We start from the raw sequence: 26,596 nt of genomic DNA on the forward strand, positions 1-26,596 counted from the left end.
GAAGCGACGCGACGAAGGAGCGCCCTTGACAGGGCGGCCCGACCCGGAAGGACTATGGGACTGGCGGGAAACCCCCAAACCCTCCCTGATCGGCATCCACAGGAATCAGGCCCCCCCGAAGCCCCCGCCCGGCAAGACGGTCCGCCCCCGGCCGCTCAGTCCGCCCCCGCCCCCACCCCGCCCCCACTCTCACTCCGTCCTCACTCCCGTCCCCGTAGGGTGACTGCAGCACCAAATCGGTACGTACCGCACCAAAGGACCCGGAGTGAACCACCAGCAGCCGAGCACCCCGACCCCCACCCCCACCCCCACTACGCCCGCCGCCTCCACCCCCACGGCGACGGTTCCCCCGCCCCGCCGCGGTGCCGACTGGATGTTCGGCGGGGTGTACGGGACGGTGTTGGCCAGTGGGCTGTTGGCCGCGCTGGACCAGAAGGGCGGGGACTACACCCCGTTCTACGACGCGAGCTGGGTGCTCGTCACCGCAGCCACGGCCGGGCTCGCGCACGGCTACTCGCACCACATGGCCACCCATCAGCAGGGCTCCGTGGGACACCGCTGGCAGCTGCTGACCCGGGCGCTGGGGCACGAGTGGCCGATGGTCGCGGCCACGCTTCCCACCGTGCTGCTCCTCGTCCTGGCCGGACTGACCGGCTGGGACTCGTACGGCGTGACCGCCGTCGGCCTCGGGGTGAACACCGCCCTGCTGTTCGCCTGGGGTTCGTGCGTGGCCGTACGGGTCGGCTACCGGCTGCGCTCCGCGCTGCTCATCGGCCTGGCCGACGCAGCGATCGGACTGGCCATCATCGTCGCCAACGCCCTGATCAAGTAGCGCTCGGCGCTCGGGTAGTCCCCTCAGGCCGGCACCCCAACCAGCCCCACCCCCTCACCCCCGCAGCTGACCCTCCGCCTCCGCCAGGATCTCCGTCAGCCGGGCACCGAACTCCGCGCCCCGCGGATCCGGTACCCCCGTCCGGGCCGCGGTGAGCAGCGCGTCCAAGGCGCGCCCGTAGGCGCCGGGTACGTCGCTCCAGCCGGGCATCGTGTGGATGCCCTCCGTCCCGCGCAGCTCCAGCCCCACGCCGGCGGCCTCCTTCGGCGCGCCCAGGCTGAGCACGGCGGTGCTGGCCGCGCCGGAGGAGTGCCGCAGGGCCAGCTGGACCACGTCGGAGGGGCCGCGGGTGGCGCTGATCGAGGTGATGTCGCCGAGGATCGGGACCAGGACGGAAAGGGCGTGCGGGCCGACGTCCCACAGCCCGCCCTTGGCCTTGCGCCAGGGCGAGGCGGCGTACGCGCTGGGCGCGCCGTCGGGCGGGAAGACGGCGCCGAGCCAGTGGGCGGCGGCGGTGAACCAGCCGGGGCGCGCGGCCTGTTCCGCGACCCAGCCCGCGGTGGGCTCGGCGAAGCGGAGGGTGAGGAAGACGACGGAGGCGACCCGGTGCCGCGCGGCGGCGTCGGCGACGGCCCGGGCGTCCTCGGCGGTCGTCGCGACGGGCTTGTCGAGCAGCAGGTGGCAGCCGGCGGCGGCCGCGCGCACGGCGAGCGGGGCCTGGACGTCCGGCGGCAGGGCGAAGGCCACGGCGTCGCAGTCGGCGAACAGCTCGTCCGGGTCTTCGTACACCTTCACCCCGTACGCCTGCGCCAGCTCGGCGGCGGCCTCGGGGCGGCGGCCCCACACTCCGGCGAACTCGGAACCGGCGTGCGCGGCGAGCGCGGGGGCGTGCGTACGGTGCGCCCAGGGTCCGGTGCCCAGCAGTCCGACCCGGGGCCGGGGGCCTGCTGCGCCGCTCACCTCGGCGCTCTCCGCGCGGGTCTGCGCAGGGGGCTCCACTGCGCTCTCGACGACGCTCCCCGCAGGGTCTTTGACAGAGGCCACATCAGACAAAATGCTCACCCGCCCAGTCTGCCCCACTCGGACAGGTGTACCTCCCGCAACCCGCGATCGACCCGCACAACCCACCCGACCTGCGGTGCAAACCTCGGTAACACGGGGTTCACACATGGGCAACGGAAGGGAAATCGCGGGCGGGCACGCTGCGGTCATCACCGCAGCGATGAAGCAGCGGCCAGCAGCACCCGCAGAGTCTGAGGATGGGGCCCGTGAGCTACAAGGCTGAGTACATCTGGATCGACGGCACCGAGCCGACGGCGAAGCTTCGCTCCAAGACGAAGATCCTGGCCGACGGCGACGCGCTGCCGATCTGGGGCTTCGACGGATCGAGCACGAACCAGGCCGAGGGCCACGCCTCCGACCGCGTCCTGCAGCCGGTGTTCTCCTGCCCGGACCCGATCCGCGGCGGGGACAACGTCCTCGTGCTGTGCGAGGTCCTGAACATCGACATGACCCCGCACGAGTCGAACACCCGCGCGCTGCTGCGTCCGGTCGCCGAGAAGTTCGCGGGGCAGGAGCCGATCTTCGGCATCGAGCAGGAGTACACCTTCTTCGACGGCACCCGCCCGCTCGGCTTCCCGGTGAACGGCTTCCCGGCCGCGCAGGGCGGTTACTACTGCGGTGTCGGCTCGGACGAGATCTTCGGCCGCGACATCGTCGAGAAGCACCTGGACCACTGCCTGGCGGCGGGCCTGAGCATCTCCGGCATCAACGCCGAGGTCATGCCCGGCCAGTGGGAGTTCCAGGTCGGCCCCGTGGGCCCGCTGGAGGTCTCCGACCAGCTGTGGATCGCGCGCTGGCTGCTCTACCGCACCGCCGAGGACTTCAACGTGTCGGCGACGCTGAACCCGAAGCCGGTGAAGGGCGACTGGAACGGAGCGGGCGCGCACACCAACTTCTCCACGAAGGCGATGCGCGAGGACTACCGCGCGATCATCTCCGCGTGCGAGGCGCTGGGCGACGGCAGCAAGCCGATGGACCACGTGAAGAACTACGGCGCCGGCATCGACGAGCGCCTGACGGGTCTGCACGAGACCGCTCCGTGGAACGAGTTCAGCTACGGCGTCTCGGACCGCGGTGCCTCGGTCCGCATCCCGTGGCAGGTGGAGAAGGACGGCAAGGGGTACATCGAGGACCGCCGCCCGAACGCGAACGTGGACCCGTACGTCGTGACGCGCCTCATCACGGACACCTGCTGCTCGGGCCTGGAGAAGGACGGCCTGGTCTAGGACCGCGCCCCGACTCCCCGCACGGCACCGACGCCCGCCAGGCCGCCCAGGCCCGGCGGGCGTCGTCGTATGCCCGGATCCTGGGAGGTTATGTCCCGTATGGGCGAAGTCGCTGGAGGGAATATGGGATTCCGCTCCACTACGTGAGATGGGGCGTGCCCGCCTACCCGCGGGTCTGCTTGAATGGGGCCATGGCCAGCCACTCGCACACCTCGTCAGGTCGCAGCGACCTCGAGCCGTTCTGGCCCTCCCGTCAGGACCACGATTTCGACCGGGTGTGTTGCCGCGCGAAGAACGCGCCGGCCCTCTAAAGCCTCCGGGATCTCCTACCTGAGCTGTCCCCAGGCCTTCGGTCTGCGCGGAACGACACCGATGACGTCCGTACGTCTCCTGCCGACTCCTCCGCGTGAAAGAGCTGACCACTCATGGCGAACACCCGATCCCTGACCTCCGCTGCGACCGCCACCCGCCTGCCCTTCCCGCCCAGTCCGCGTCACCGGCTGCGGGCCGTGGACCGGGACGAGGTGGCCCGGGTGGTGGACCTGCTCCCGCCCGGTGCCACCTGGCTGCCCGCGCCGCAGCACACGCTGCCGGCGCTGCCCGGCCGGCCGCCGATGGTCGGCTACCTGGTCCTGGTGCCGGCCGACCAGCAGCAGCCGGTCGCCTTCGCCCCGCAGGCCGTGGCCGCGCCGGCGGTGCCCCCGGCCCCCTCCGCCCGCTCCGCCCCGTCCGCGGGCGACGCCCTGGTCCGCATCGACCCGGCACAGCGCACCGCCGAGGTCGACGGCCGGGTACTCGACCTGACGTACCTGGAGTTCGAGCTGCTGGCCCACCTGGTGAAGCACCCGCACCGGGTGCACAGCCGCGACCAGTTGGTGACGACGGTCTGGGGGTACGGCCACGTCGGCGACGGCCGGACCGTGGACGTCCACATCGCCCGCCTGCGCCGCAAGCTGGGCGCCGCGCACCGCGGCGCCATCCAGACGGTGCGCCGGGTGGGCTACAAGTACGCGCCCTGAGCGACCCGGTGAGCCTGCCCGCCGGGCCCGCACTCCGGGGTGGAGTACGGGCCCGGCGGCGTGGTGCGAGGTGTTACGCGGCCCCGGCCCGGCGCGCGGCGACGAAGCCGAGCAGCAGGTCGAACGCCAGGAACACGAGCAGGCTGATGCCGAGCATCGGGACGAACCAGCCGACCACGGCGGTCACCGCGGCCAGCGGCAGCAGGAGGGTCACCGGCAGCTTCCGCCAGGCGCCGCGCGGCTGGGCGCGGCCGACGGACAGCCTGCGGTCCTTGGTCGGGCGGCGCAGCCACCACATCCGGTAGCCCCAGAAGACGAGGAACATCAGCCCGACGGCGAGTGCGGCCAGCGCGATCTGGTTGGCGAGCCCGAAGGTCAGGCCCATGTGCAGGTCGATGCCGAAGCGGGTCATCTGGGCGAGCACGGGGTAGTCCGCGAAGCGCAGCTCGTCGAGGATGCGGCCGTCGGCGGGGTCGACGGCGACGGCGTCCAAGTGCACCGGGACCTGCTTGTCCTTCTCCTTGACCACGTACCCCTTGCCCTTGGCGGGGAGCGTGACCTGGAGGTACTCGGTGACCCCGGCGGCCCGGGCGGCCTCGACGGCCCGGTCGATGCCGATGTCGGCGGTCGGCGCGGGCGGGGGCATCTCGGTGCCCTCGGGCATGGTGTGGCCCGCGTGCTCGTCCGCGCCGCCCGCTGCCGCGCCGGGGTTCAGCTGGGCGGAGACGGCCGGGGTGGCCCCGCCGAGGCTGTCCTGGAGCTGCCCGATGTTCTCGCCGGCGTACTTCGACCAGGTCAGGCCGGTGACGGAGAGGACGAGGAGTCCGGCGACCGACCAGAGGCCGACGGCGCCGTGCCAGGACAGGGTCCGGCGCCGGCCGGTGGCCTTGCGGTCGGGCAGGAGGAGTTCGGCCGTGCGCTTGCGGCGGCGGCCGATCCACAGGGCGAGTCCGCCGAGCGCGACCACCCACAGCCAGCTCGCGGCGAGCTCGCTGTAGTTCCGGCCGAACTCGCCGAGCTGGAGGCTCGCGTGGAACTCGCTCAGCCAGGCCCTCAGCGGCAGCGCGTCGCCGGCGGTGGCGAGCTGTCCGCGTACCTCGGCCGTATACGGGTCGACGAACACGGTGAGGGTCTCGCCCTCGGGGAGCCCCTTGCTCTCCATGATCACCCGGGTGGTCGCCTCGGCCTCGGGGGCGGGCCACACGGACACGACTTCGCCCTGGGGGGCGGCCCCCTTGGCTGCTTCGACCTGGGCGCCGAGCGGCAGGACGCTGTCGCCGACGCGGGGGACGGTCAGCTCGTCGGAGTAGATGATCTTCTCGGCCTGCCAGGAGCCGGCGTAGAGCAGGCCGGTGGCGGCGGCGAGGAACAGCAGCGGGGCGATCAGCAGGCCCGCGTAGAAGTGCAGGCGCAGGAGCAGCGGGCGCAGGGCGGCCCAGCCGCCGCGGCGCTTGGCCTGGTCGGCCGAGCCCGCCGGATCGGATATGCCGGCCGGGTCGGGGGAAGCGGCGTCCGGGGTGCGGACGTCCTGGACATCGTCAAGGGACATGGGGGTCCTCAGGGTGGGAGGAGACATGGGGAGCCGGCCCCGGGTCTCTCCCCCTCGCTCAGGCGCGGGCGGGTCGGCCGGGGGCCGTGGTGCGGAAGGCTCGGTCCGCGGGCGGCCCGCGCCGCACCACGGCATGGGCGTGCAGGGCCCCGCGCAGGCGGCGCGGCCGCTCGTACCGGGGGCGGGGCGCGGCCGGGAGGGGTACGGCGGCCACCCGCGCGCCGGCCAGGGCGAGCGCGCGGGCCAGCGGCCGGGCCGCGTGCAGTGCGGCGGCGCCCAGGGTGCGGGCCAGCCGGAAGACGGCCGCTTCGCCCCACGCCAGCCAGGCGGCGCAGAACAGTCCGGCCAGCACGTGCGCGGCGATCATCCCGGCCCCGCCGTGCCCGGCCGCGGCGGCCATGTCGCCCACGGCGGCCATGTCGGCCGTGACGGCCGTCTCCGTCGCGGTCCCGGTGGCCGTCGCGCCCATGTCCATGCCCGGCATGTGGTGGTGCAGCGCCTCGGGCGCGGGCTCCGCCGCCCGGCTCCCGGAGAAGAGGAGGTGCAGCACTCCCTGGACGGCGAGCACTGCGGCGGCGATCCCCGCCGGTCCGCGCCGCCGGCCGGCGGCAAGCCAGGCCAGCGCGCCGGTCACCCCGAAAGCCCCCAGAAGCCCCGAAGGCGGAATGTCGGTGCCGGACATGTACGAATGCCCCACCGCACCCAAAGCGGTACACACCGCCGCGAACATCGCGGCCCGCGTGGCGCGCATCGGCGCGGTGTGCTGGGACATGGCCGGAACATGCTCGCACGGGGCCCGGTGGTGTCCGCCAGAGGGCCGTAACCGATCATGGTCGGGTGAAGCCGATGTCACTGGGAGCCGTGTACGCGGGCGGGGTCCAGCTCGGGGCGTACGCCCTGGAGCGGAGGGGGCCCAAGGAGCGGGAGCGACTGCTGCGGGAGTGCTCGACGAACGTCGACAATCTGGCCGCCGGACGCTGGGAGACGCTGCTGACCAGCGCCCTCGTGGTCGAGGAGCCCATGCCCCTGCCGTACGCGCTGCTGCTCGTCGCCGTCCTCGGATACGCCGAGTACGCCTACGGCGCCTGGTGGACGGCCGCGGTGTTCCTGTTCGGGCACGCCACGGCGACCCTGCTCGTATACGGCGCCCTGCGCAGGACGACCGATCCGCTCACTCGACGCGCCCTGGACGTCGGGACCAGTTACGGGTTCAACTCCGTACTCGGCGCGCTGACTTCGGCCCTGCCGCGCGGGGCGGTCCGCACGACCGCCCGGGTCGGGCTGCTGGCGCTCGCCGCGGCGCCGGTCGTCAAACGGGGGCGGACCTTCACGGACGCCGGGCACCTGGCGGCACTCGGGATCGGCATCGGGGTCTCGCTGGCCCTCGATTGTCTTTCCGGAGTGAAACACCAGAAAATTGCATGAACTGCGCAAACCGCTTGATCACACGCGTCACTCGAACACCGCTGGAGCCGCCACGATGACCGCCACCCCCGCCACCACCGTCGCCAACCTCCGCGACCTCGGCGGCACCCCGCTCTCCGGCGGCCGCACCGTCCGTCCCGGCCTCGTGCTGCGCTCCGGCCAGCTCGACCGCCTCGACCTCGACGCCGACCCGGTGGTGGCGGCGCTGGGGCTGCGCACCGTCATCGACTTCCGCACCGCGACGGAGCGCGCCGCCCACCCGGACCGGGTGCCCGCCGGAGCCCGGCTCCTGGTCGCCGACGTGCTGGCGGACAAGGTGAACGCGGCCGCCGGCCGGATGCCCGCCGCCGCCCAGCTCAAAGACCTGCTGGCCGACCCGGTCGTCGCCGAGGAGCACCTGGGCGGCGGCAAGGCGCAGGCCCTGTTCGCCGACGTGTACCGCTCGTTCGTGTCCTCCGCCTCCGCCCACGCCGCGTACCGGCTGCTGCTCACCGAGGCCGCCGACCCCGACTCCGGCCCGCTGCTCTTCCACTGCACGGCCGGCAAGGACCGCACCGGCTGGGGCGCGACGGTCATCCTGTCGCTGCTCGGCGCGGACGACGAGACGCTGATGACCGAGTACCTGGCGGTGAACCCGGCGGTCAAGCAGGCTTTCGCCCCGATGATCGAGGGCTTCACGGCGGCCGGCGGCGACCCGGACATCGCGCTCGCGCTGATCGGCGTCTTCCCCTCCTACCTGGAGGCCGCGCTGGCCGAGGTCGAGACGCGCTACGGCTCGATGGACAAGTACGTGCGCGAGGGCCTCGGCGTCGGCGACGACACGGTCGAGGCGCTGCGCGCCCGCCTGGCGTAGGACCGTCCGGCGCACGCGCCCCCGGCGCGGGTCGGGCGAGTGGACCGGGGACGGGTGAGTGGACCGGGGACGGGTGGGTGGACCGGGGACGGGCGAGTGGGCCGGGGACGGGCGAGTGGGCCGGGGACGGGCGAGTGGACCGGGGACGGGTGACCATCCGACGATTCGCTCGTTCTGCTGAACGTGACTGCGCCGGATACCGCCACCCTCGTCCCGTCTCCCGATGTCGAGCAGGCCGAGGCCGCCATCGTCGAGCACTACCCGCGGCTGGTGCGGCTCGCCTACCTGGTGCTGCCGCCCGCCCTCGGCCGCAACCGCCGGGTGCTCACCGCCCACTCGCTGGTCCAGCGGGCACTGCCGCGCGGGCGGCGGGAGGGGGCGGCCGCCGTGCGCGGCGGGGTCCCCGGCCAGCGCGGCGGCGAGGGCGAGGCCGGGTACGCCTACGTGCGGCTGCGCGTGCTGCGGGCGGCTCTGGAGGCCGGGGTCCCGCTGACGTTCCGGGCCCTGCCGCGCCGGGCGCAGCTGCCGCCGGCTCTGCCGCAGGTGTGGGGGCTGCGGCTGTTCCCCCGTTCCGGCGGGGCCGAAGAGCTGGCCCTCGACCAGTGGCTGGCCACCCTGGACGGGCCCGGCCGGGCCGCCTGCGTGCTGCGGGCGCTGGAGCGGCTGCCCGAGCCGGAGGTGCTGCGGGTGCTGGACGAGGCGGGGGTCGCGGACCCGGCCGCCGCGGTCGCGGAGTCCGGCGATCCGGCGAACGACGCCCTGTTCGCCTCCCCCGAGTTCGACCCGTGCGTGCTCCAGGCCCGGCCGACCGACCTGCTGCGCCGGCGCCGCCTCGCGCGCGCCGCGCTGGCCGCCGGGGCCGCGCTCGCCGTGTGCGGTGCGCTGCTGGCGCTGCCGGGCGGGGGCTGGGGCCCGGACGGGCCCGCCGCCCCCTTGTACGCGCGCAACGCCGCGGCCGAGCAGGCGCTGGACCCCGGCACGCTGCTGCGGGCCGCGCCCGCGCTGTGGCGTACGTCTTCCCGTACGGACTTCTCCGCCTGGCCCGCCCGCGGCGACCGCGCCGACGACACGGCGCTGCTGCGCCGGGCGCTGGCCGTGTGGGCCCGCCCCGGCGCGTCGGTGGTGGTCTCGGCGACCCCGGGAACGCCTGCCGGGCCGCCGATGGGTCCGGCGCAGCTGCTGTTCGCGGGCGCCGTCGACCAGGCCGTCGTGGTCCTGCTGTACGACGGCCTGCGCGTGGTCCGGTACGCGGAGCCGCGGGGCGGGGCCGGCGGCGCGGCCCTCGACTTCGCGCGGACCGACGGCGCCTCGGCGGACACCGCGACCGCCCTGGTGCTCAGCCGGGTGGACGGGAACGTCCGCTACCTGACCGCTCCTTGGGTCACCGGCGCGGCCCTGCGGGACCTGCTCAAGCCCGGCGAGGCCGCGGTGGCGCTGAAGCCGACGCCGGACGGGGTGACCCCGCCGGTGCCGGGCCCCGCGCCGACGGGCGACTGCACCAGCTGGAACGCCCTGGCCCTGACCGGCGACGGCGCCACCCGGCTGATCACCGACCTGGGTGAGCTGACCCCGGCCCGGCTCACCTCGGGAGCGCCGGGTGCCGAACGCGATGTGACGGAGGCCGCGGAGCTCGGCGACTGGTCGCGGATCGCCTGCCTGCTGCCGTCGGTGCGCTCGCACGGGGTGCGTACGGTCAACGCCTGGACGTACGCCAAGCAGCCGCTGCCGGAGGGCGACGGGACGGCGACCTGGCTGTGCACGCGGGCCGAGACCTGGCAGGGCGCGGCGGACCGGGTGCAGGCGCAGTTCCTGGCGCCGGGCGCACCGCTGGCCGCGCAGGCCGCCCGGTCGGAGGGCTCGCCGGCGTGCGGGCCGCGGGAGCCGCGGGTGCTGGCGGGGGTGCTGTGGAAGTCGCGCGCGGGGCAGTGGTACGTGTTGGCGGCGGGCAGTGCGCAGTTCGCCTCGCTGTCGGCGTCGGGCGGCGGGGTGAACGGTTCGGCGAACGGCAACCGGCTGGCGGTCAAGGCTCCGGCCGGTGCGCAGGTCGATCTGTCGGGCAGGCTCACGGACGGGACCAAGGCGGGGGCGCTGCGCTGAGAGAAGTCCGCGCAGAGGGGTTCTCCTCTCCCCTACCCCTCAGTACATTGACGCCATGTCTAATACGCCGCTCGCGCCCGCCCCCGTGGCGTCGGAACACGTGGACCTGAGGCCCCGGAACGTGTCCTTCGGCTGGGAGGACACCCCGCTCCACTGGCTGCCGAACGATCCCTTCACCGGACACATGATCAATGTGCTGCACCTGCTGCTGCCCGCGGGTGAGCGGTGGTTCGTGCACGTCTACAAGCAGGTGCTCCCGTACATCAAGGACGAGCAACTGCACGCGGACGTGGTGGGCTTCATCGGCCAGGAGGCCATGCACGCCGCCGCCCACGACGACGTACTGCCCCACCTCAAGCGGCTGGGGCTGGACCCGACCCCCTACACGGCACAGGTCGACTGGCTCTTCGAGAAGCTGCTGGGCGACAAGACCCTGCCGCCGGGCAGGGCGCGCCACTGGTGGCTGATGGAGCGGGTCGCGATGATCGCCGCGATCGAGCACTACACCGCGTTCCTGGGCGACTGGGTGCTGAACGCGGACGAGTTGGACCGGCGCGGCGGCGACCCGATGATGCTCGACCTGCTGCGCTGGCACGGGGCGGAGGAGGTCGAGCACCGCTCGGTGGCCTTCGACCTCTTCATGCACGTGGACGGCGGCTACCGGCGCCGCGCGCGGACCTGGGCGACCGCCTTCTCGGCGCTGGTCTTCCTGTGGCAGCGGGGGGTGCGCTTCTTCATGGAGAACGACCCGCAACTGGTCGACGGCAAGGCCTCCTTCGGGCAGTTCTTCCGGGCGGGGCAGCAGGGAGTCCTGCCGTCCGCCGGTGCCATGCTGAAGTCCATACCGACGTACCTCGCCCGCACCTACCACCCCTCGCAGGAGGGCTCGACGGCCCAGGCGGTGGCCTATCTCGCCACCTCCCCCGGCGCGAACGGCGGGGTGAGGGCATGAGGCGCGTGCTGACCGTGGCGGTGGCGGCCGGTGCGGCCTGGGCGGCCAGGCGCGCCCTGAGCCGCCGCATCGCGGCGTCCCCGCTCTGGCCGCTGCCGGCCCTGGAGACCCCGGTGTCGGGGTACTCGCCCCGCCGCCCGCTGCGCGCGCTCATCACCTCCCGCACCCAACCGGCGGACGGGGTGCTCGGGCTGACCCTGGAGTCCCCGGAGCTCCCGGCCTGGACCCCGGGCGCGCACGTGGACGTCATCCTGCCCTCGGGCCTGGTCCGCCAGTACTCCCTGTGCGGTGACCCGGCGGACACCGGCAGGTACACGCTCGCGATCCGGCTGGTCGAGGACGGCCGCGGCGGCTCCCGCGAGGCGCACGCCCAGCTGGTCGAGGGCGCCGAGCTGGAACTGCGCCCGCCGCGCAACCGGTTCGAGCTGCTCCCGGCGCCCTCCTACGTGTTCGTCGCGGGCGGCATCGGCATCACCCCGATCCTGCCGATGCTGCGGGCGGCCACGGCGGCGGGCGCCGACTGGACCCTCCTGTACGGGGGCCGCTCGCGCGCCTCGATGCCCTTCCTCGACGACCTGGCGGTCCACGGCGGGCGGGTGAGCGTCGTCCCGGAGGACGAGGCGGGCCTGCCCGACCTGTCCGTCGTGGCCGCGGCCGCGCCCGGCACGCTGGTCTACTGCTGCGGTCCCGAACCGCTGATGCAGGCCGTCACGGCGGCGGCCCCCGACCCGGCGGCGGTGCGTCTGGAGCGCTTCGCCGCCCCGGCGCCGGGGCCCGCCCGGCCCTTCACCCTCGAACTGCGGCGCTCCGGGCTCACGGTGGAGGTGGGAGCGGACGAGACCGCGCTCGCCGCGGTGCGCCGGGAGCTGCCGGCCACCCCGTACTCCTGCGAGCAGGGGTTCTGCGGAACCTGCCAACACCGGGTGCTGGAGGGTGAGGTGGACCACCGCGACGAGCTGCTCACGGACGGCGAACGCGAGGACTCGATGCTGCTGTGCGTCTCGCGCGCGAAGGACGCTCACCTCACCCTGGACCTTTGACCCGTCCGAAGTAGGGTGTCCGCATGACGACCGGGGTGCGGCGCAGGATGGGTGTCGAGGAGCGGCGGCAGCAGCTGATCGGGGTTGCCCTGGAGCTGTTCAGCCACCGCTCCCCCGACGATGTGTCGATCGACGAGATCGCGGCGGCCGCGGGGATATCGCGGCCGCTGGTCTACCACTACTTTCCGGGCAAGCTGAGCCTGTACGAGGCCGCGCTGCGGCGGGCGGCCGACGAGCTGGCGCTGCGGTTCGAGGAGCCGCGGGAGGGGCCGCTCGGGGCGCGGCTGCTGCGCGTGATGGGGCGGTTCTTCGCCTTCGTCGACGAACACGGGCCGGGCTTCTCGGCGTTGATGCGCGGCGGCCCGGCGGTGGGGAGCAGCCAGACCAACGCCATGATCGACGAGGTGCGGCAGGCGGCGTACGAGCAGATCCTCGCGCACCTGGACATCGGTCCCGCGGACCCGCCGGCGCGGCTGGAACTGGTCGTGCGGTCCTGGGTGTCGCTGGCCGAGTCCACCGCGCTGATCTGGCTGGACGGGCGGAAGATCCCTCGGGCCGAGCTGGAGTTGCAGCTGGTGCACGATTTCGCGGCGCTGGCCGCCGTGAGCGCGGCGTACGACGCCGAGATGGCGGGGATCCTGGTACGGATCCTGGCCGGTGAGCCCGCCGACGGGCCCTTCGGGGACCTGGTGGGGCGGCTGGCGGCGCTGGTTCCTGCCGGGGCGCCCGGTCCCGTGATGTGATCCTGCCCGATAATGCCCGCGTGATCATTGACGACGGGATCTTGTTCCGGCAGGCCGAGGAGAAGGACGCCGGACAGCTGGTGCGGCTGTACGACCAGGCCGCGCGGTGGATGCAGAAGCACGGGATCGAGCAGTGGAAGCCCGGCGACAAGGACGCCGCGCACTTCCGGGCGAAGATGCGCGAGGGCGAGGTGTGGATCGCCGCGGACCCCGACGGGCAGGTCTGCGGGGCGTACGAACTGTGGTGGTCCGACGAGGAGGCCTGGGGCGTCCAGCCGCCGGTCGCGGGCTACGTGCACCGGCTGATGGTCGCCCGCGAGGCCGCCCCCGCCGGGGCCGGGCGCCGCATGCTCGAGCATGCCGAGCGGCGGATCGCCAGGACCGGGCGGGAGCGGGCGCGGCTGGACTGCGTCTCCACCAACCCCCGGCTGCTCGCGTACTACCGGGGTGCGGGCTACCGGGTGGTCGGGGAGTTCCCCCACAAGGAGGGGAAGGACGGCAGGATCTACGGGGTGATCCTGCTGGAGAAGCGGCTGGACCGGCTCAGCGTCGCGTGAAGACCGCAACCGTCCGTCCGGGGACGGTGAACTCCCCCGTCGTCCTGTCGTAGGTGGACCGCTTGACGGTGGCGTCGGAGCCCGCGGCCTGCACGGGGTGCAGGGCGTAGCCGGTGCCCGCGAGGGCCGGGACGCGCTGGGGGCGGGCGGTGGGGGTGGCGTTGAAGACCACCACCAGGTCCCCGAGGACCATGGTGATCACCCCCGGGGTTTCCTCCGGGCCGGAGAGCGGGAAGGACAGCCGGTCCTGGACCGCCTGCGGGGTGGTGAGGGCGAAGGCCCCTTCCGTCGTGCGGATCCTCAGCAGGTCGCGGTAGGCCGCCGAGGCTCCGGTGATCTCGGCGCAGCCGGGGGCCGGGGCGGTCAGCAGGGGCTTCGCGTAGAGCCACTTCGAGGCGTTGTCGGCGGCCGGGGGCAGGCCGCGGCCGAAGCCGTTGCCGTCGCGGCAGTCCCAGTGGATCGCGTTGAACCAGTCGCCGCTGTCGTAGGAGTTGCGGTCCAGGGACTTGGAGCGGAGCAGGTCCGTGCCCGCCTGGGAGAGCGCCGGGCCCTGGGAGAGGGCGGCCGTGGCCATGGCCAGGACCTGCATCCGGGCCTTGTCACCGGCTCCGGTGGCCGCAGGGAGCTTGTAGGCCAGGGCGTCGGCGAGGGTCTCGTTGTCGTGGGCGTCCGCGTAGGCGAGGGCGTCGCCGGGGGCGGCCGCGTAGCCGGCCGGGGCGCCGTTGTAGTCGACCTCGGAGCCCTTGACCCGGCGGCCGGCGGTGTCGGTGAAGGTGTAGGCGGCGAGGTTGCCGGACAGGCCGACCTTGATCAGGTCCTGGGCGTGCAGGAGGCGGGCCTTCTGTTCGGCCGGGGTGCCGTTGGCGGGTGATCCGTTGGGCTCGGTGAACAGGCCGGTGGCGAAGCCCTGGACGCGCGGGTCCTCGTCGAAGGGGCCGCCGCCGCGGACCGCGTCGCGCGCCCGGTCGGAGAAGGTGGCGATGCCGGTGCCGGCCATGTTCTGCTGGGTGGCCTGCACGAACCGGGCGTCGTTGGCGATCTCGCCGAAGTTCCAGCCCTCCCCGTAGAGCACGATCCTCTTGCCGTCGACCCCGTCCTTGGCGACGGTGAGCTCGTCGAGGGCCTTGCGGACGGCGAGGATGTTGGCCTTCGGGTGGTGGCCCATCAGGTCGAAGCGGAACCCGTCGACCTTGTACTCCTTGGCCCAGGTGACGATCGAGTCCACGACGAGCCGGCCCATCATGGCGTTCTCGGGGGCCGTGTTGGCGCAGCAGGTGGAGGTGGCGACGGTGCCGTCGGCGAGCAGGCGCTGGTAGTAGCCGGGGACGATGCGGTCCAGGACGGACTTGTCCGCCTGGCCGGAGGCCACGGTGTGGTTGTAGACCACGTCCATCACGGTGCGCAGTCCGGCCCCGTTGAGGGACTGGACCATCCTGCGGAACTCGACCGTACGGGCCGTGCCGTCCGGGTCGCTCGCGTAGCTGCCCTCGGGGACGGTGTAGTGCAGCGGGTCGTAGCCCCAGTTGTAGGCGTCCTTCGCGGCCGCGGCCGCCACGCACGCCTGCTGCTCCTGCGAGTCCGGGGCGTAGACCTTCAGGTCGCAGGCGGGCTCGGTGCGGTCCGCCGCCTTCTCCGGGACGGTGCCGATGTCGAAGGCCGGCAGGAGGTGGACGTACGAGGTCCCGGAGGCGGCCAGGCCGCGCAGGTGGGTCATGCCCGCCGAGCCGCTGTCGGTGAAGGCCAGGTACTGGCCGGGGTGCTTCGAGGTGCGGTCCGCGATCGAGAAGTCGCGGACGTGGAGCTCCTGGATCTGGGCGGAGGTGAAGGGGACGGGCGCGGGCTTGCGCAGCTCCTTCCAGCCGGGCGGGGCGAGCTTCGGGTCGGCCAGGTCCACGGCCAGGCTATGCGTGGAGTCGGCGGTCAGCGCGGTGGAGTAGGGGTCGGTGGCCAGGTTGCGGACCACCTGCCCGGTGGTCGGCGCCCAGACGGTCACGGCGTAGCGGTAGGGCTTCGCGGTCCAGGAGCGCTCGCCGCGCACCGACCAGACGCCGGTGGCGTCGTCGCGGCGCATGGGGACGGTGCGGCCGTCGAGTTCGAGGGAAACCTCCTGGGCGGTGGGGGCCCAGACGGACAGGGTGGGGCGGCCGTCCTTGAAGACGGGGCCGAGGGATGCGGTCGTGGCGTACAGGTCGTCCAGGACGCCGGCGAGCTGGACGCCGGTGGCGGCCAGGACGGCGCCGTTCGCGGCGCGGGCGCTCGCGACGAGCTGGCCGCGCAGGGCCTCGCGGACCCGGTCGCGGTCGCGCGGGTCGACGGTGAAGGCCGAGTACGCGGCCAGGTGCGGGAACTTCTGCTTCTGCGCGGCGGTGAGCTCGGTGCGGTTCAGGCGCAGCCACCGCGCCCCGCCCTCGTGCAGGATGCCGTTCTCGGCCTTGACGGCGCCGTCGCGGGAGGCGAGGAGCTGGGCGGAGGCGGCGGCCGCGGGGGCGTTCCAGGCGAGGGTGTCGCGGTCGATCCAGACGGCCTGGGCCTTGGTGAGGTCCAGGGCGGCGCCGGAGCCCGCGGGCTGCGGGAGGAGGTACTTCTCCTTGCCGCCCAGCATCCAGACCTCGTGGCCGGTGGTCTTCAGGTCCAGGGACTGGTCGGAGGGGAGGTCCTTCTCGTCGCCCTTGTGGAGGATGTAGCTGAGGCTGGTCGCGCCGGCCGCGAGCGGGACCTCGTACACCGCGCCGTAGGAGTCGGTACGGGCGGGGAGCAGCGGCTTGGACCAGTCGGTGGGGGTGGCGGCTCCGGTCCAGACGTGCAGGCCCCAGCCTTCGTAGGCGCCGTCGGGGCGCTGGTAGTGCAGGACGGCCTTGGACGTGTCCTGCGGCGGGTAGGCGGGGCGGTCGGTGCGGGCGGGTTCCTTGCCCTGCTCCAGCCAGATCTCGCCGGTCCGGGTCACGTCGATGGTGCGGTCGGCGGCGACGTCCTTGGTGCCGTCCTTGTCGATGACGAGGTAACCGACGGAGGAGGCACCGGGCTTGAGCTTGACGTACGCGAAGGCGCCGTACGCGTCGCGGCCGGTGAAGCCGTGCCCGGCGGGCCACGGCGTGGCCTCGCCCTCGGCGATGTCACCCCATGCGTAGAGCCGCCAGTCGGTGTAGTCGCCGTCGGGGCGGTTGTAGTGGACGACGGCGTAGTCGCGCTGGGTGGCGGTCGGGGTCTCCTCGGGCGGGGCCTGTCCGGCGGTGGACGCGGCGAGCGCGCTCGCGGTGCGGCCGGCGGAGTCGACGGCGACGGCCTTGTAGCGCAGGGCGGTTCCGGCGGGGGCGGTGACGTGCTGGGTGACCTTGTAGGGGGCGTGGTCGGCGGAGCCGAGGACCTGCCACTTCCCGTTGCCGGTCTGCGCGGCGAAGACGACCCGGTTCAGGCCGCCGCCGCTCACGTCTGCGGAGAGCTCGACGGTGCCGGCGGCTCCGGGGGCGGGGGCTTTGAGGGTCAGGACGGGCTTGGTGGCGGGGGCTGCGAGGGGGGCGGTGGCCTGGAGCACCACGGAGCCGAAGGCGGGGACGACGACGGTGAGCTTGCCGGCGGCCGAGGCGCGGATCAGTGCGGTGCCGCCGTACAGGGTGCGGTACTGGGCGCCGGCCGGGGCGTCGATCTCGACCGTCCGGGACTCGGCCGCGTTGTTGGCGGCGACCAGGTACTCGGTGCGGCTGCGGGTGTCCGTACGGGCGAAGGCGTAGACGGAGCCGTCGGCCAGGCGCTCGCTCTGGACGCCGTCGCGCAGGGCGGGGTGGTCCTTGGCCAGCTTGGAGAGAGCACTGATCTGCCGGTAGAGCGGGTGCTCCGGATCGTAGGCGTCGCTCGCGTGGGTGCGCGCCGTGCCGAGCTGGTCGTCGTCCAGGTAGTCGGCGACCCGCGACCCGAACAGCGGCTGCCGTGCGTCCTTGTCGCCGCCGGCGCCGGTGAAGCCCTGCTCGTCACCGGAGTAGACCACCGGGTTGCCGCGGGAGAAGAACATCAGCTCGTTGGCCAGCCGGTAGCGGTCCAGCAGCTCCTGCTCCCCGGCACCGGGCCGGTCCTGCTTGAGGAAGGAGCCGAACCGTCCCATGTCGTGGTTGCCGAGGAAGGTCACCTGCTCGTAGGCGTTGGCCTTGTCGGTGGTGTACCGGTAGTCGTCGCCGAGGACGGCGGCCAGCCGCCCGGCTCCCGCGCCCTGGGCCGCGTACGAGCGGATGGCGTCCTGGAGCGGGAAGTCGAGGGTGGCGTCGAGGCGCCCGCGCGTCACGTACGGGGAGGTGACGGCCGTGTCGGCGGAGTAGACCTCTCCGAACATGAAGAAGTCGTCCCGGCCGCGCTTGCCCGCGTACGCATCGAGGGCGGTGGCCCACTGGCTCCAGAAGTCCATGTTGACGTGCTTGACGGTGTCGATCCGGAAGCCGTCGATATCGAATTCCCCGACCCACTTCTCGTAGATCTTCTCCATTCCGCTGACGACCTCGGGACGCTCGGTCCACAGGTCGTCGAGGCCGAAGAAGTCACCCTGCTCGGAGGACTCGCCGGCGAAGGTGGAGTCGCCCCGGTTGTGGTACATCTGCGGGTCGTTGAGCCAGGACGGCACCTTGAGCTTCTTCTTGGCGTCGGGCACGAAGGGCGTCCGCGGGAAGGACTCCGTCCCGGTCCTGGGGAACTTGCCCTTCCCGTCCGCGTAGTCGGCGTCGTCGAAGGGCACCCCGTCCTTGGTCAGATAGGGGAAGGCCCCCTTGGACAGGTAGCCGTAGGAGCCCTCCCGGTAGTCGACGACATCGGCGGTGTGGTTGGTGATGACGTCGAAGAAGACCTTCATCCCCTTCCCGTGCGCCTTGTCGATCAGCCGCTCCAGATCGTCGTTGGTGCCGAAGTGCGGGTCGACCTGGGTGAAGTCGGTGATCCAGTAGCCGTGGTAGCCGGCCGAGACGTCCTCGCCCTTGCCCTGCACCGGCTGGTTCTTGAAGATCGGAGCCAGCCAGATGGCCGTCGTCCCCAGGCCCTTGATGTAGTCGAGCCGGTCGGTGAGCCCCTTGAGGTCGCCGCCCTGGTAGAAGCCCTTGTCCGTCGGGTCGAGGCCGGTCTCCAGGCGGGAGCCGGTGAGGCCGCCGCGGTCGTTGCGCGGGTCGCCGTTCGCGAACCGGTCCGGGAGCACGAAGTAGAACTGCTCCCGGGTCAGGTCGTGCCGGGCCGGCGTGCCGGCGAGTTTCGCGTCCGAGGGCGGGGCCGGCGGCCCGGCCGTCGCGGCCGCTGCGGGGAGGGCGGGCAGGAGCGTCACGGCCAGGGCGGCGGCGAGGACTCCTGCGGCAGGGCGTATCAAGGCGGATCTCCTTGTGTACGGGTCGCATGGATGAGGGCCGCCCGGCGGTGGCGGGAATCGAAAGTGCCGGGCGGCCCTGGTCGGTGGGGCGGGCGGGTCAGCTGCGCCAGGTGTCGGTCAGCGCGACCTTGCCGCTCGCGGGGACGGTGGCCGTACGGTTGGCGCCGCTCTCCCAGGTGACGTTGCCGGAGGCGTCCTTGCGGACGTACTTGTACGCGAAGGTGGTCCCGGCCGGGAGGGTGACGTCGAGCTTCCAGACGGGGTAGGCGGCGGGGTCGAGCTTCGGCGCGGCGGCGGTGTTCCAGGCGCCGAGCTCGGCGCGGTCGCCGACGACGTGGATGTTCTGGCCGAGGGCGGTGGTGGCGTTGACGGCGAAGGAGGCACCGCTGGAGACGGCGGGCGCACCGGAGCAGCTGCGGGCGCCGGCGTGCAGGGCGACGGCGGTCCCGGCGGGCAGGGTGGCGGTGAACTGGCCGCCGGAGTTCACCGTGACGGTGCGGTTGTTCTGCACGTCGCAGTAGTCGCCGCCCGGCAGCGAGGTCTGGAAGGTACGGGTCAGGGCGCTCGCCTCGTGGTTGATCGCCACGTACGCCTTGGAGCCGCGTCCGAAGGCGATCTGGTCGCCGCCGTTGTCCCACCAGCCGGTGACGGCCTGCCCGCGGGCCGCGTTGCGGAAGCCGACCATGGAGGAGATCTCCCGCCAGGCGTGCTGGCACTTCCAGCCGTCCGCGTAGCAGGCGCTCACGGCGCCGCCGTTGGGCGGGCCGGCGTCCTTGTCGGTCCACTCGTAGCCGGAGTGCACGTCGGGCGACCCGTAGGGCCAAGCCAGCATGAACACGTTCGCCAGGGTGTAGTCCGAGCCGTTCTTGTAGCTGAGGGTGTCCCCGCCGCGCTCGGTGTCGTGGTTGTCGACGAAGACGGCGGACTGCCCGCCGGGCATGTACCCCCACGCCTCGCCGAAGTTCTTCAGGTAGGCCAGGTTCTCGCTCTGGAAGACCCGCTTGAGGTCCCGCGCGTAGCGGAACTCCTGCACGTCCCCGCTGCCGAGGTACTCGGCCGGCGAGACGGCTTCACCGGCCCCGTGGATCGCCTCCTGCTTCCAGTAGACGCCGGGGTTCGTCAGCCGGGACTTGATGTTGGCGAGGTCGGCGGCGGGCATGTGCTTGGCGGCGTCGATGCGCAGCCCGTCCACACCCAGCGACAGCAGGTCGTTCAGGTACCCGGCGATCCGCCCCCGCACGTACTCCTCGCCGGTGTCGAGGTCCGCGAGCTGCACGAGCTCGCAGTTCTGGACGTTGGCCTTGTCCTGGTAGTTCGAGATGGTCGCCCGGCAGTCGTCCATGTCGGAGCCGGAGTAGATCCCCGGGTACCCGTACTTCGTGTACGAACTCCCGCCGGTCCCCGTCCCGTCCCCGGCGGCCATGTGGTTGATGACGGAGTCGGCGACGACCTTCACCCCCGCGGCGTGGCAGGAATCGACCATGGCCTTGAAGGCGGCCCGGTCCCCCAACCGCCCGGCGATCTTGTAACTGACGGGCTGGTAGGACGTCCACCACTGGGGCCCCTGGATGTGTTCCTGGGGCGGCGAGACCTGGACGTACCCGTACCCGGCCGGCCCGAGACTGTCGCCGCAGGCCTTGGCCACGGCATCGAACCGCCACTCGAACAGCACGGCGGTGACGTCCTTGTCGCCGGGCGGCACGGCCTGCGCCTGCGGTGCCTGCGCGGTGAGGGAGGCGCCGGCGAGCGCGGCGACGGCAGCGGCGGCAGCCACCAAGGATCTACGGGTGCGGGGCATGTGGGGCCTCCTGGCGGAGAGGTGGGGATTGCACGCGACCGTATGGGCCGAAACCCGCCCCTGCAAGACCTTGCGCAAGAGATTGCAGAATTGTTTCTCGGGCGTGTCCTCCCGGGGCCCGCCGGGCAACCGAATGGGTAGGGTCCGACCGGGCAACCGACGCCGGAGGAGGACCCCGATGCCGACCGACATCGTGATCGCACAGACCACCATCGACAGCGAACACCGGGCGGGCGAACTGGCGCGGGGCGCGGTGGAGGCCCGCCTGGCCGCCTGCGCCCACATCGACGCGCCGCTCACGGCCGTCTACCGCTGGAAGGGAACCGTGGAAACGGCCACCGAATGGCGCATCACGTACAAGACCACACGCGACCGCCTCCCCGCCCTCGGGGCGTGGGTCGCCCAGGAGCACAGCTACGACGTCCCGGAGTGGATCGTCATCCAGGCCGACGCCGGCTCGGACCCCTACCTGTGGTGGGTCACCGAGGAGACCACCCCGGAGTAGCAGCGCGGAAACGTGCCGAAAGCCGGCCGATCACCCGATGTCCACGGCGGCCGCGGTCTGCTGTGCGACGCATCCGATCAGGTGGCACCGCCCGCCGGCGAGTGCGCCCACCGACCCCGCAGACCGGCCCGGGACTACGTTGGCGGCCGACGAGGGAGGAAGCGTTGACCGATCATCCGCACATCGGTGTGTTCCGGCGCGCCATGGAGGCCTTCTCGGCAGGCGACATGGAGTCGCTGGCACAGGTCTTCCACCCCGACGTCGTCTGGCACCACCGGGGCCGGGGGCCGCTGTCGGGGGACTTTCACGGCCGAGAGGCCACGTTCGAGATGTTCAAGCGCGCATTCGAGCTGTCAGGCGGCACGTACCGTCCTCAGCTCCACGACGTTCTCGCCAACGACGCCCATACGATCGCCCTGCTCCATGCCACAGCGTCACGCGAGGGCAAGCAGCTCGACATGGACTACGTCATCGTCTTCCACATCAACGCCGGCAGGGTCGTCGAAGCATGGGAGCTCTGGGCCGACCAAGCGGCATACGGCGCGTTCTGGTCGTAGAGCCCCTCTGCATCGGATCGAACATCCGGATGCGCTTCTGGTCGCTGTCTCGTGCAGGTAGCCCCCAGACGGCCGTCGGACGCCGAGACGTGAGGAGCGCGTAGCGATCTGGCGCGCCCGCCGACCCCGCGTCCCCTCTCCGGCGGGGCCGGGCCGGGGCATGGCTCCCTGCAACCTGGGAGCCGGTCCCTGACGGGCAGTGCCCCGGATCATGAACCAGTGGACCGTTCCTTTGGGGGCTTCCCGGCAGTCCTTGTCTTTCCGGGGCGGGACGGCCTGTCAAGGGTGGCCGAAGGCCATCGCGAAGCGACGCGACGAAGGAGCGCCCTTGACAGGGCGGCCCGCCCCGGAAGGACAGTGGGACTGACGGGAAACCCCCAAACCCTCCCTGATCCGGCCCCGCCCCGAAGGCCGGCTGCGGCGCCACAACCGGCTGGAAACGAGGCGGGCTCCGGGCCCCCCCTTCACCCCCCGGTCGGCGCCTGCGCCGTAGAGCCCCTGACCACCAGCTCCGGCTGGAAGACGTACTCCGTGCGCTGGACCGGCGTGCCGGCCACCGCCTCCAGCAGGGCTCCCACCGCCGCCGTCGCCATGGCGCGCACCGGCTGGCGCACGGTCGTCAGGGGCGGGTCCGTGAAGGCGATCAGCGGGGAGTCGTCGAAGCCGACCACCGACACGTCCTCGGGGACGCGCAGCCCCCGCTCGCGGGCCGCCCGTATGACGCCGAGCGCCATGGGGTCGCTGCCGCACACCACCCCCGTGCAGCCCCGGTCCAGCAGTGCGCCGCCCGCCGCGTGGCCGCCCTCCACCGTGAACAGTGTCCGCTGGATCAGCCCCTCCGCCTCCGCGGAAGGGCAGGCGGCCACGAATCCCTGCTCCTTGCGGGCCGACGGCACGTAGCGGGTCGGCCCGATCGCCAGGCCGATCCTGCGGTGCCCCAGGTCCTCCAGGTGCCGCACCGCCATGTCCGCCGCCGCCCGGTCGTCCGGGGAGATGAACGGCGCGTTCACCTGCTCGTTGAAGCCGTTGATCAGGACGAAGGGGGTGCCGCGCGCGGCCAGCCGCTGGTAGCGCGACGGGTCCGCCATCGCGTCCGCGTGCAGGCCCGACAGGAACACGATGCCCGTGACCCCGCGTTCCTCCAGCTGCTCCACCAGCTCGTCCTCGGTGGCCCCGCCCGGTGTCTGCGTGCACAGCACGGGCGTGTACCCGTGCCCGGCCAGCGCCTGCTCGATGACCTGGGCGAACGCCGGGAAGATCGGGTTGGTCAGCTCCGGGATGAGCAGCCCCACCAGACCGTTGCTGCGCCGCTTCAGCCGTACCGGCCGCTCGTAGCCCAGCAGGTCGAGCGCGGCCAGCACCTTGTGCCGGGTGCCGGCCGCCACCCCCGATTTTCCGTTGAGCACACGGCTGACGGTCGCCTCGCTGACCTGGGCCTGCGCGGCGATGTCCGTCAGCCGCAGCGGGGAAGTCACCCCTGCCACCACACCGCGGTGTCGGCGGGCAGCACGTCCGGGTCCGCGACCGGTCCGCTGGACAGCAGCACCGTGCCCGGCGCGGGGAGCCGTACCGGCTCGCCGGTGGTGTTGGCGGTGCACACGAAGCCGCCGCGGCGGAAGGCCAGGACGCCCTCCGGCGCCGGCAGCCACTCCACCGCATCGCCGGCGCCGAGGTCGGCCCGCTCCCTGCGCAGGCGCAGCGCGCTGCGGTACAGCTCCAGGGTGGAGCTCGGGTCCCCGGTCTGTGCCTCCACGCTCAGGCCGGCCCACTCGGCCGGCTGGGGCAGCCAGCTGCCGCCGTCGCCGAAGCCGTAGGGGGCGGTTTTGCCGGACCACGGGATGGGGACCCGGCAGCCGTCGCGGAAGCCGTCCTGGCCGGCCGCGCGGAAGAACGACGGGTCCTGGCGCACCTCGTCGGGCAGGTCGGTCACGTCGGGCAGGCCCAGCTCCTCGCCCTGGTACACGTACGCGGAACCGGGCAGCGCGAGCATCAGCAGCGTCGCGGCCCGGGCCCGCCGCAGGCCCAGCTCGCGGTCGCCCTGCTCGCGCAGCTGCGTGCCGAGGCCGGCCGGGTTGGCGAAGCGGGTGGCGTGCCGGGTGACGTCGTGGTTGGACAGCACCCAGGTGGTGGGGGCGCCGACGGGGCGCATCGCGGCGAGCGAGCCGTCGATGATCTCGCGCAGCTCGTTCGCGTCCCAGTCGGCGGTCAGGTACTGGAAGTTGAACGCCTGATGCATCTCGTCGGGGCGCACGTACAGGGCGGTGCGCTCGACGGTCGGGGTCCAGGCCTCGGCGACCAGGACGCGGTCGCCCTCGTACTCGTCGAGGATCCGTCGCCAGGAGCGGTAGATCTCGTGGACCCCGTCCTGGTCGAAGAACGGCAGCACCTGGTTGCCGAGCAGCTTGAGCTGCTCGTCGCGGCCGAGGTCCGGCAGGCCGGGAGCCTTGACCAGGCCGTGGGCCACGTCGACGCGGAAGCCGTCGGCGCCGAGGTCCAGCCAGAAGCGCAGGATCGAGCGGAACTCGTCCTGGACGGCCGGGTGCTCCCAGTTGAAGTCGGGCTGCTCGGGCGCGAACAGGTGCAGGTACCACTGGCCGCCCTCGACCTGGGTCCAGGCCGGGCCGCCGAAGATGGACTCCCAGTCGTTGGGCGGCAGTTCGCCGTTCTCGCCCCTGCCGGGGCGGAAGTGGAAGCGCTCGCGCAGCCGGGAGCCCGGCCCCTCCCGCAGGGCCTGCTTGAACCATTCGTGCTGGTCGGAGCAGTGGTTGGGGACGAGGTCCACGATGATGCGCAGCCCCAGCTCATGCGCCTCGCGGATCACGGCGTCGGCGTCGTGCAGGGTGCCGAACATCGGGTCGATGGCCCGGTAGTCGGCGACGTCGTAGCCGGCGTCGGCCTGCGGGGAGGCGTAGAAGGGGCTCAGCCAGACGGCGTCGACACCCAGTTCCTTGAGGTAGGGCAGGCGGCTGCGGATGCCTTCGAGGTCCCCCATGCCGTCCCCGTTGGAGTCGGCGAAGCTGCGCGGATAGACCTGGTAGATCACCGCTTCTCTCCACCAGCCGGGCTGGGTGCCGGTGGAGGTGGGGAGCGCGTCGGCGAGGTGCTGGGTCATGTCGTCCTTGGAGAGATCGGGCCGGGGGTGAGAGGGGGCAGGCAGCACGGGTGGTCAGCCCTTGGTGGCGCCTGCCGTCATCCCGGCGACGAGGTGACGCTGGGCGAAAACGAAGAAGATCGCCGCGGGGATGGCGATGAGGACCGAGGCGGCACTCATCGCACCCCAGTTGGAGGTGTACTGGGTGACGAAGGTCTGCAGCCCGCCGGCCAGGGTGAGGTTCTCCTCGCCGACCATGAAGGCGGAGGCGTACGCGACTTCGCCCCAGGCGGTGATGAAGGCGTAGAAGCCGGTGACGGCGAGGCCGGGCTTGGCGAGCGGCAGGATCAGCCGCCAGAAGGTGCCGAAGGGGTTGAGTCCGTCGACGCGGCCGGATTCGTCGATCTCCACCGGGATGGTGTCGAAGAAGCCCTTCATCATCCAGGCGCAGAACGGCACGGCGATGGTGAGGTAGGTGATGATCAGGCCGACCGGCTGGTTGAGCAGGCCGAGGTCGCCCATGAGGTTGTAGAGCGGCACGATGAGGATGGCCATGGGGAACATCTGCGTGATGAGCAGGGTCCACATGAGCGGCTTCATGCCGGGGAACTTGAAGCGGCTCACCGCGTATCCGGTGGTGGCGGCGATGAAGACGCCGAGGACGGTGGTGACGCCGGCGACCAGGACGGAGTTCGCGAACCAGCTCAGGAAGTGGCTGGAGTCCAGCAGGTACCGGTAGTTGGAGAGCGTGGGTTCCCTGACGAAGTCCGTGGTGATCGCGTGCTGCGCGGGCTTGAGCGAGGTCAGCAGGATCCACAGCACCGGGAAGACGGCGATGACGGACGCGACGATCAGGGTCGCGTGCAGGCCGACGGAGGCGAGCGGGGAGCGGGTGCCCCGGGTACGAGCGCTGGTCATGGTCACCACACCTCTCCCTGCTTGCGCAGCGAGCGCCGGTAGACCAGCGCGAAGATCATGAGCAGGGCGAGGATCAGTACGCCCCAGGTGGCGGAGCCGGCGAAGTCGCGCGGGCTCGCGACGAACGCCTCGCGGAAGGCCTGGGTCACCAGGATCTCGGTGGAGTCTCCCGGTCCGCCGCGGGTGAGCAGGAAGATCACCGGGAACATGTTGAAGGTCCAGATGGTGGAGAGCAGGATCACCGTCATGCTCACCGCGCGCAGCCCGGGCAGCGTGATGTGCCGGAACCGCTGCCAGGCGCTCGCGCCGTCCATCTCGGCGGCCTCGTAGAGCTCTCCGGGGATCGACTGCAGTCCGCCGAGCAGGGCGACCATCATGAAGGGGACGCCGAGCCAGACGTTGACGGCGACGACCGAGAACTTGGCCCAGGTCGGGTCGTCGAGCCACGGGACGGCGGCGATGCCGCCGCCGTCGAGGATCTTGTTGAGGATGCCGCTGTCGCGGTTGAAGAGGAACCGCCAGGCGAAGACGGAGACGAAGCCGGGGACGGCCCACGGCAGGATGAGCGCCATCCGGTAGGCGGCGCGGCCCCGGAAGGTGCGGTTGAGCATGTTGGCCAGGACCAGGCCGAGCGTGAAGGTGATGGACACGCATGCGACGGTCCACACCACCGTCCACACCAGTCGCTGCAGGAACACCGGGTCACTGAGCACGGCCGCGTAGTTGTCGAGTCCGACGAACTCGTACGTGGCCTGGATGTGCCGGGCGCCGATGGTGCGCGAGACGTTGCGCTCGTTGGCGTCGGTCAGCGACAGGTAGATGCCCCGGACCAGCGGCCAGCCGATGATCACGCCGAGGACGAGCACCACCGGGGCGATCATCGCCCAGGCGTACCAGTGGGTGGCGAGGGCGCGCCTCAGGCCACCGGGGTTCCTGCTGTCAGTCCTGCGGCTCCGGCCGCGGGCGGCGGCGTCGTCTCCGACGCCGTCACCCGCGGCCTTCGCCACCGACTGGCTGGTGTGAGCAGCCATCTTTATCTA

Annotated in this window: 21 protein-coding genes; 12 read left to right on the top strand and 9 right to left on the bottom strand. The window is 72.6% G+C overall.

The window, feature by feature from the left end:
• Positions 1 to 265: 265 nt before the first annotated feature.
• Positions 266 to 832 (top strand): hypothetical protein, encoded by a 567-nt coding sequence (locus AB0D44_RS23370; RefSeq protein ID WP_362594275.1) that lies wholly within the window; start codon positions 266 to 268, stop codon positions 830 to 832.
• Positions 833 to 886: 54 nt separating this feature from the next.
• Here the strand turns inward: AB0D44_RS23370 and AB0D44_RS23375 are convergent, their stop codons facing one another.
• A complete protein-coding gene (locus AB0D44_RS23375; protein ID WP_362594362.1) occupies positions 887 to 1,792 on the bottom strand; it encodes a Gfo/Idh/MocA family oxidoreductase in 906 nt (301 codons plus the stop codon).
• Positions 1,793 to 2,100: 308 nt separating this feature from the next.
• Between AB0D44_RS23375 and glnII the strand changes: the two genes are divergently transcribed.
• Together glnII and AB0D44_RS23385 are read left to right on the top strand one after the other, a co-directional pair.
• A complete protein-coding gene (glnII, locus tag AB0D44_RS23380) occupies positions 2,101 to 3,120 on the top strand; it encodes a glutamine synthetase (protein ID WP_362594277.1) in 1,020 nt (339 codons plus the stop codon).
• 425 nt (positions 3,121 to 3,545) lie between these two features.
• A complete protein-coding gene (locus AB0D44_RS23385; protein ID WP_362594279.1) occupies positions 3,546 to 4,139 on the top strand; it encodes a winged helix-turn-helix domain-containing protein in 594 nt (197 codons plus the stop codon).
• Between the two features lie 73 nt (positions 4,140 to 4,212).
• On the opposite strand, the gene AB0D44_RS23390 is transcribed toward AB0D44_RS23385, so the two are convergent.
• Positions 4,213 to 5,688 carry a PepSY domain-containing protein gene (locus tag AB0D44_RS23390; RefSeq protein ID WP_362594281.1) on the bottom strand — a complete coding sequence of 492 codons (1,476 nt, stop codon included), beginning with the start codon at positions 5,686 to 5,688 and terminating at the stop codon, positions 4,213 to 4,215.
• A gap of 58 nt (positions 5,689 to 5,746) precedes the next feature.
• Positions 5,747 to 6,460, bottom strand: a complete 714-nt coding sequence (locus AB0D44_RS23395) for a hypothetical protein (protein ID WP_362594283.1) — start codon at positions 6,458 to 6,460, stop codon at positions 5,747 to 5,749.
• A gap of 74 nt (positions 6,461 to 6,534) precedes the next feature.
• On the opposite strand from AB0D44_RS23395, the gene AB0D44_RS23400 reads away from it, so the two are divergent.
• The 7 genes from AB0D44_RS23400 (at position 6,535) to AB0D44_RS23430 (ending at position 13,355) form a co-directional block, all read left to right on the top strand.
• Complete coding sequence (locus AB0D44_RS23400) at positions 6,535 to 7,113, top strand: rhomboid-like protein (RefSeq protein ID WP_362594364.1); 579 nt, start codon at positions 6,535 to 6,537, stop codon at positions 7,111 to 7,113.
• A gap of 55 nt (positions 7,114 to 7,168) precedes the next feature.
• Positions 7,169 to 7,966, top strand: coding sequence for a tyrosine-protein phosphatase (locus AB0D44_RS23405; RefSeq protein WP_362594285.1), 798 nt, complete (start codon positions 7,169 to 7,171; stop codon positions 7,964 to 7,966).
• 183 nt (positions 7,967 to 8,149) lie between these two features.
• Positions 8,150 to 10,063, top strand: coding sequence for a hypothetical protein (locus AB0D44_RS23410; protein WP_362594287.1), 1,914 nt, complete (start codon positions 8,150 to 8,152; stop codon positions 10,061 to 10,063).
• Between the two features lie 55 nt (positions 10,064 to 10,118).
• On the top strand, positions 10,119 to 11,015 hold the full coding sequence (locus AB0D44_RS23415) for a metal-dependent hydrolase (protein ID WP_362594289.1): 897 nt from the start codon (positions 10,119 to 10,121) through the stop codon (positions 11,013 to 11,015).
• Entirely contained in the window at positions 11,012 to 12,055 is a 1,044-nt protein-coding gene (locus AB0D44_RS23420; RefSeq protein ID WP_362594291.1) for a PDR/VanB family oxidoreductase, read from the top strand. The genes AB0D44_RS23415 and AB0D44_RS23420 overlap by 4 nt, the downstream gene beginning before the upstream one ends.
• Before the next feature lie 23 nt (positions 12,056 to 12,078).
• Entirely contained in the window at positions 12,079 to 12,798 is a 720-nt protein-coding gene (locus AB0D44_RS23425; protein ID WP_362594293.1) for a TetR/AcrR family transcriptional regulator, read from the top strand.
• Positions 12,799 to 12,818: 20 nt separating this feature from the next.
• Entirely contained in the window at positions 12,819 to 13,355 is a 537-nt protein-coding gene (locus AB0D44_RS23430) for a GNAT family N-acetyltransferase (RefSeq protein WP_362594295.1), read from the top strand.
• Here AB0D44_RS23430 and pulA read toward each other — a convergent pair.
• The gene (gene pulA, locus AB0D44_RS23435; protein ID WP_362594297.1) at positions 13,342 to 18,687 is read right to left on the bottom strand and encodes a pullulanase-type alpha-1,6-glucosidase; all 5,346 of its coding nucleotides are present in this window, start codon (positions 18,685 to 18,687) and stop codon (positions 13,342 to 13,344) included. The two genes, AB0D44_RS23430 and pulA, sit on opposite strands and share 14 nt — an antisense overlap.
• A 97-nt stretch (positions 18,688 to 18,784) precedes the next feature.
• On the bottom strand, positions 18,785 to 20,485 hold the full coding sequence (locus AB0D44_RS23440; protein ID WP_362594299.1) for a carbohydrate-binding module family 20 domain-containing protein: 1,701 nt from the start codon (positions 20,483 to 20,485) through the stop codon (positions 18,785 to 18,787).
• A gap of 178 nt (positions 20,486 to 20,663) precedes the next feature.
• Between AB0D44_RS23440 and cutA the strand changes: the two genes are divergently transcribed.
• Together cutA and AB0D44_RS23450 are read left to right on the top strand one after the other, a co-directional pair.
• Positions 20,664 to 20,990 carry a divalent-cation tolerance protein CutA gene (gene cutA, locus AB0D44_RS23445; RefSeq protein WP_362594301.1) on the top strand — a complete coding sequence of 109 codons (327 nt, stop codon included), beginning with the start codon at positions 20,664 to 20,666 and terminating at the stop codon, positions 20,988 to 20,990.
• Positions 20,991 to 21,154: 164 nt separating this feature from the next.
• Positions 21,155 to 21,547, top strand: a complete 393-nt coding sequence (locus AB0D44_RS23450) for a nuclear transport factor 2 family protein (protein ID WP_362594303.1) — start codon at positions 21,155 to 21,157, stop codon at positions 21,545 to 21,547.
• Between the two features lie 464 nt (positions 21,548 to 22,011).
• Here AB0D44_RS23450 and AB0D44_RS23455 read toward each other — a convergent pair whose 3' ends face one another.
• Genes AB0D44_RS23455 through AB0D44_RS23470 form a run of 4 tightly spaced genes read right to left on the bottom strand, consistent with a single transcriptional unit; the run spans position 22,012 to position 26,587 of the window.
• Positions 22,012 to 23,031, bottom strand: a complete 1,020-nt coding sequence (locus tag AB0D44_RS23455) for a LacI family DNA-binding transcriptional regulator (RefSeq protein WP_362594305.1) — start codon at positions 23,029 to 23,031, stop codon at positions 22,012 to 22,014.
• Positions 23,019 to 24,659, bottom strand: coding sequence for a glycoside hydrolase family 13 protein (locus AB0D44_RS23460; protein WP_362594307.1), 1,641 nt, complete (start codon positions 24,657 to 24,659; stop codon positions 23,019 to 23,021). Before AB0D44_RS23460 ends, AB0D44_RS23455 begins: the two co-directional genes overlap by 13 nt.
• 54 nt (positions 24,660 to 24,713) lie before the next feature.
• The gene (locus AB0D44_RS23465) at positions 24,714 to 25,556 is read right to left on the bottom strand and encodes a carbohydrate ABC transporter permease (RefSeq protein ID WP_362594309.1); all 843 of its coding nucleotides are present in this window, start codon (positions 25,554 to 25,556) and stop codon (positions 24,714 to 24,716) included.
• Positions 25,557 to 25,558: 2 nt separating this feature from the next.
• Positions 25,559 to 26,587, bottom strand: coding sequence for a sugar ABC transporter permease (locus tag AB0D44_RS23470; protein ID WP_362594311.1), 1,029 nt, complete (start codon positions 26,585 to 26,587; stop codon positions 25,559 to 25,561).
• Positions 26,588 to 26,596: the final 9 nt, after the last annotated feature.

Origin of the sequence: Streptomyces sp. NPDC048349, from assembly GCF_040651925.1 — a bacterium.
Classification (GTDB): Bacteria; Actinomycetota; Actinomycetes; order Streptomycetales; family Streptomycetaceae; genus Streptomyces.